At 61.6% G+C, this 5,123-nt stretch carries 5 protein-coding genes; all 5 read left to right on the top strand.

The window, feature by feature from the left end:
* Nucleotides 1-334 precede the first annotated feature (334 nt).
* From ACFMO5_RS06510 to ACFMO5_RS06490, 5 genes are read left to right on the top strand one after another with little or no spacing between them, the layout of a single operon-like run.
* Nucleotides 335-1,096 carry a dolichyl-phosphate beta-glucosyltransferase gene (locus tag ACFMO5_RS06510; RefSeq protein ID WP_376791947.1) on the top strand — a complete coding sequence of 254 codons (762 nt, stop codon included), beginning with the start codon at nt 335-337 and terminating at the stop codon, nt 1,094-1,096.
* Nucleotides 1,050-1,691: a ribonuclease HII gene (locus tag ACFMO5_RS06505; RefSeq protein WP_376791946.1), complete on the top strand. Its 642-nt coding sequence runs from the start codon at nt 1,050-1,052 to the stop codon at nt 1,689-1,691. Before ACFMO5_RS06510 ends, ACFMO5_RS06505 begins: the two co-directional genes overlap by 47 nt.
* A 56-nt stretch (nt 1,692-1,747) precedes the next feature.
* Nucleotides 1,748-2,893, top strand: a complete 1,146-nt coding sequence (locus ACFMO5_RS06500; protein WP_376791945.1) for a glycosyltransferase — start codon at nt 1,748-1,750, stop codon at nt 2,891-2,893.
* Between the two features lie 30 nt (nt 2,894-2,923).
* Nucleotides 2,924-3,598 carry a YveK family protein gene (locus ACFMO5_RS06495; RefSeq protein WP_376791944.1) on the top strand — a complete coding sequence of 225 codons (675 nt, stop codon included), beginning with the start codon at nt 2,924-2,926 and terminating at the stop codon, nt 3,596-3,598.
* A 46-nt stretch (nt 3,599-3,644) separates the two neighbouring features.
* The gene (locus tag ACFMO5_RS06490; RefSeq protein WP_376791943.1) at nt 3,645-4,937 is read left to right on the top strand and encodes a YveK family protein; all 1,293 of its coding nucleotides are present in this window, start codon (nt 3,645-3,647) and stop codon (nt 4,935-4,937) included.
* Nucleotides 4,938-5,123: the final 186 nt, after the last annotated feature.

The following is a 5,123-nucleotide window of genomic DNA, read 5'->3' as shown; positions in this document are numbered from 1 at the left end:
CTTTCTCTGCCATTTTTGAGCGCTCCTAATAAGAAGTTTCGGGTTGCGAAGTGGATCTTTGACCGTAGGGGACCGCTGGCTCCTGGAGGGCATCGCCGGTACCCATTTCACCTTAAAGCCGACATGAGCCAAAATTTTTCTCCCTTCTCCCCGCGGCCCGAAGGGCCGCGGGGAGAAGGGAGGGGAGGGACCATCCCTTTCTTCACTGTTATGCTGTCTTTGTTAGAACTTTGAACAGCCTGGATCCCCCGGGGTCCCTCTTGTCTCCGGGATTCTCCTATGGTATGCTGACTGTCCGTGGTTCACAGCGAAATTCCTTTGCCATGAGGAATGGATGGACGATCCCTTTCTCTCCATCATCATCCCAGCCCATAACGAGGAACGTCGGCTCCCCCAGACGTTAGGGCAGATCGATCGCTTCCTGCAGGGGTGGCGTCAGCCTGCTGAGGTGATTGTTGTCGAGAACGGCAGCACGGATCGAACGGCCGATATCGTGGAGGCATTCGCGCGGGACCATCCGTATGTCCGGCTGATCCAGACCCCCCGTCGGGGGAAGGGTCTTGCAGTCCGCCTGGGGATGCTGGCCGCTCGTGGCCGTTACCGCTACATTTGTGATGCGGATCTCTCCACGCCCATTGAGGAAGTGGTGAAGTTCCTCCCACCTCAACTGGAGGGTTTCGACGTGGCCATCGGGAGCCGTGAGGTGGCGGGGGCGCGGCGGATTGGGGAACCCCTTTATCGCCATGTGATCGGCCGTCTCTTCAACGCGATCGTCCGCGCCCTGGCGGTCCCCGGGTTCCAGGATACCCAATGTGGCTTCAAGATGTTTCGCGCGGAGGTCGCTGAGGACCTCTTTCGAGTCCAACGCTTGGATGGCATGAGCTTCGATGTGGAGGTGCTTTTCATCGCCCGGATGCGCCGCTATCGAATTGTGGAGGTTCCAGTGACCTGGTATTTCAACCCGGAAAGCCGCGTCCGCCTGTTCCGGGATAGCTTGAACATGTTCCGTGAGCTCTTGATGATCCGCTGGAACGCGTGGAAGGGATACTATGGGGAGGCGCAATCTGTCTCGCCTTCCTCGGCCGACGCTCGTTGAGGAAGCAGCCCTCTGGCGGCGGGGGTATCGGAGCGTGGCTGGCCTCGATGAAGCGGGGCGGGGGGCGTGGGCGGGCCCGGTGGTGGCGGCAGCAGTGATCCTCCCGCCGGATCCGGGATGGTTGCGTCAGCACTTGGCGGGGGTGCGCGATTCCAAAACCATGAGCCCTGCGGAGCGGGAGGCGCTTTTCCCGGAGATCCTGCGGGTCGCGGTGGCCGTTGGGGTGGGGATGGCGGGCCCGGAGGAGATCGACGCGATCGGGATCGTCCCGGCGACTCGCTTGGCGATGGAGCGGGCCTTGAAGGCCCTTGCGGTGACCCCCGACGCGTTGATCATCGATGCCCTGACCTTAGCGGTCCCCCTTCCCCAGCGGGTCATCGTCCGGGCTGATGCCCGATGTCTCTCCGTTGCAGCGGCATCCATTGTGGCCAAAGTCACGCGGGACCGATGGATGGTGGAGATGGATCGTCTCTATCCGGGATACGGCTTCGCGGGACATAAAGGCTACGGCACGCCCGCCCATCGCCAGGCTCTCCGGGCGCATGGCCCCTGTCCGATCCATCGTCGATCCTTCGCCCCAGTTCGCTCTTCATGACTGCGGGTCGGTCGCTATCCCCTCGGATGCATTCGCTTTGGCAAGCGCAAGGAGCTATGCGAGTCGCCTTGGTCCATGACTGGCTCAATCAGATCGGTGGCGCGGAGGCGGTGCTGGAGACGCTGGTGGAAACGTTCCCAGGCGCTCCTGTTTACACCAGCATCTATGCCCGGGATCGAATGCCTGCTCACTATCGGAATTGGAAGATCCATACCACCTGGCTGGATACCATGCCTTTCATCCATCGATATCACCAGCTTTATCTTCCCTTGTATCCCCTGGCTTTCGATGGCCTCAACCTTTCTGGATATGATGTGGTCATTTCCAACAAAAGCGGGTTCTGCCACGGGGTGATCACCGGGACGTCCACAGCGCATCTCTGTTATTGTCTTACGCCGACTCGTTACGTTTGGGCGTATGAGGAATACATCGCTCGGGAGGAATTGCCCGGCCCGGCCCGCCGTCTGCTCCGGCCGTTGATCGCTGTCCTGCGGATCTGGGACCGAATAGCGGCGGATCGGGTGGACGCCTTCATTGCCATCTCCAGGGAAGTTGCTTATCGCATCCGAAAATTCTATCGACGCCCATCTATCATCCTCCACCCACCGGTGGATGTGGAGCGCTTTCAACCCGCCTCCCGGACGGAGGATTATTTCCTGATCGTTTCCCGGTTGATCCCCTATAAGCGAATCGATCTGGCTATTGAAGCATTCAACCGGTTGAAGCTGCCTCTGGTCATCGTGGGGGATGGCCGCGATCGAAAACGCCTGGAGCGGATGGCCGGGCCGACGATCCGATTCCTCGGACGGATCCCGGCGGAGCAGCTTCCCGATCTATATGCTCGATGCCGGGCTTTTGTTTTCCCAGGGGCGGAGGATTTCGGGATCGCGCCGGTGGAGGCGATGGCGGCCGGGCGTCCGGTGATCGCCTTCGCCGCTGGCGGGGCCTTGGATACCGTAATCGAAGGGATCACAGGGGTGTTCTTCCGGGAGCCTGTGCCGGAGAGTTTAGCGGAGGCGGTGCGTCGTTTTGAAGACATACGCTTTGACCCATCCGTGATCCGGCGCCACGCGGAACAGTTTGACAAGCGGATATTCCAGGAAAAAATAGAGAGGATGGCCGAGCAAGCGTGGGAGGCCGTTCGCCAGCATCAAGATGTGGAGCGGGTGCTTCTGGAGCGTTGGGCGGTTGCGCTTTCATAGATCCGGAAAGGCAATGCGAGGCGTTGTGAAATGACCTTTGAGGAGTTGTTGCGGATTTTGAAACGGTGGGGATGGCTGGCGCTGATCCCGACGGCCCTGGGGATCCTGGCGGCCGGGACGGCCCGTCCTTCGGTGCCTGTCTATCAGGCCTCCATCCGCTTTGCGGTGGGGATTCGATCCGGGTCTTATAGGGATTACGACTATGAGGGGTATTATCGCTGGTTGTCCAGCGAATACCTGGCCGCGGCCGTCTCCGCGTGGATACGCAGCCGGGACTTCGCGGAACGGGTTGCGGCGGAGCTTCAGGCCGGTGGCCTCAATCTCCCCGCCCCTATGATCCAGGGGGCGCTGGCCTCCGATTACCAACGTTCTCTCCTGGTGCTTTATATCACCGCTTCGGATCCTGAGACAGCGGAGGCGATCGCCCGGGCGGCAGCCGAGGTGGTACGTCGGGAGGTCGGCCAAGTCTGGCCACAGGCGGGGGAGGGCTTGGCGGCCCTGACGCCGTTGGATGTGCCCGTGGCATCCCCTGTAGCGCCTCCCCTTCGGTCCCGGCTGGAGGGACCCTTCCGGGCGATCCTGGGGCTCCTGGTTGGCGTCACCCTGACCTTTATCGCCTACTTCATGGATCCTCGAATTTGGGATCGAAAAGATGTGGAGCGCCTGGGCTTCCGTGTGCTGGGGGAGATCCCGCGAGGTAAGTAATTTCTGAGGGCTGTGGACGAAGCACTTGAAGAGGACAAAGGGCTCCATGAGCTTCTGGGATCTTACGCAGATTCTACGGCGATGGGGATGGTTGATCCCGATCCTGGCCGTCGCAACGGCTCTGAGCGCCTTTGTGTACAGCCGGTTGCAGACGCCGGTTTATCGGGCGGTGGCGACGATCGCGGTGCAGCCGGCGCGGCCGGATTTCGGCCAGAGCCAGGCCGCCAAAACCCTCTTGAGCAGCTACGTGCAGATCATGTCCAGCGCATATGGAGGAGGGGATCTCCATCAACCATCGGCCAGCCGGGTGATCCAAGCATTGCAGCTGGACATGACGCCGGAACAATTACGGCGGAACGCGATTTTCTCGGCGGATGAGCGCAGCCTCCTGATTAAGCTGGAGATCCGATCCTCCGATCCCCAGGTTGCCCAACAGATCGCGCGGACGTGGGCGGAGTTGTTTATCGAATGGCGTCGGACGGAGAACCAGAAGTTGCGCCAGGAGGATCAAATCGATGCTCTGCTGGTCGATCAGCCGGTCGCCAGCTGGTTTCGCCCTCAAACCACGTTCAACGTCGTGGCGGGCCTGGTGCTGGGGCTGGTGTTGGGCGGCGCCCTGGCGCTGGGGATCGGATGGTTGGAGTTGGGTGCCAGGCGGGCCACCGAACAATGGCTGTTGATCCAGCACTATATCTATCTCCTCCGGCGGCGGGGCTGGGCGCTGGTCGTGTTCCCGGTGGTCGCTGCCGGCCTCGCCTTTGTGTACAGCCGGTTGCAGACGCCGGTTTATCGGGCGGTGGCGACGATCGCAGTGCAGCCGGCGCGGCCGGATTTCGGCCAGAGCCAGGCCGCCAAAACCCTCTTAAACAGCTACCTTCAGATCCTCTCCAGCGTCTATGGGGGCGACGATCCGAGCCAGCCCTCCGCGCGCCGGGTGATCCAGGAGCTGGGCCTAGCGATGGCGCCGGAGCAATTGCGTCGGAACCTGTCGCTTTCGCTGGACGAGCGCAGTATGGTCATCCGCCTCGAGGTGCGCGCGACCGATGGGGAGCTTGCCAAGCGCATCGCCAAGCGATGGGCGCAGCAGTTCGCAGAATGGCGGCAGAGAGAGAACGAGCGGCTGCGGCGGGAAGATCGAATCGACGCCCTGCTGGTGGATGAGCCCACCTATGTTCGATTTCGCCCTCAAACCCGACTGAACGTCGCCATAGGAGGCATCGCAGGCGTGCTCATTGGGCTGGTAACATTGTTCTTCGAGGAAGGCTTGGAGAGCCTGCGACGATGGATGGAAGCTCCTCCCGACGCCCGGCGCCGGGACGAAATCCCGGAGGCCCTGTAACATTTTGAGAGTTGCACAGTTCGAGCGGCCTCCAATGTGTGTGGTGCCTCCTCCACATTTTTTGTTTTGGGGATGTGCGGTGAGGGAAGCGGATGGCCCCACCCCCCTTGATCCCTCCCCACGGCTCGAGGGGCCGTGGGGAGGGGGATGAAAAAATATGTTGGGGGCGACCGGGCGCCTTTGGCG

It is taken from the genome of Thermoflexus sp., assembly GCF_042408365.1.
Classification (GTDB): Bacteria; Chloroflexota; Anaerolineae; order Thermoflexales; family Thermoflexaceae; genus Thermoflexus.
This window is presented reverse-complemented; position numbering and strand designations above follow the sequence as displayed.

Bases quoted from the DNA above. Each gene is read 5' to 3' on its own strand.
- ACFMO5_RS06505 (WP_376791946.1), top strand. From the start codon at position 1,050: ATGGGGAGGCGCAATCTGTCTCGCCTTCCTCGGCCGACGCTCGTTGAG.
- ACFMO5_RS06500 (WP_376791945.1), top strand. From the start codon at position 1,748: ATGCGAGTCGCCTTGGTCCATGACTGGCTCAATCAGATCGGTGGCGCG.
- ACFMO5_RS06495 (WP_376791944.1), top strand. From the start codon at position 2,924: ATGACCTTTGAGGAGTTGTTGCGGATTTTGAAACGGTGGGGATGGCTG.
- ACFMO5_RS06490 (WP_376791943.1), top strand. From the start codon at position 3,645: ATGAGCTTCTGGGATCTTACGCAGATTCTACGGCGATGGGGATGGTTG.
- ACFMO5_RS06510 (WP_376791947.1), top strand. From the start codon at position 335: ATGGACGATCCCTTTCTCTCCATCATCATCCCAGCCCATAACGAGGAA.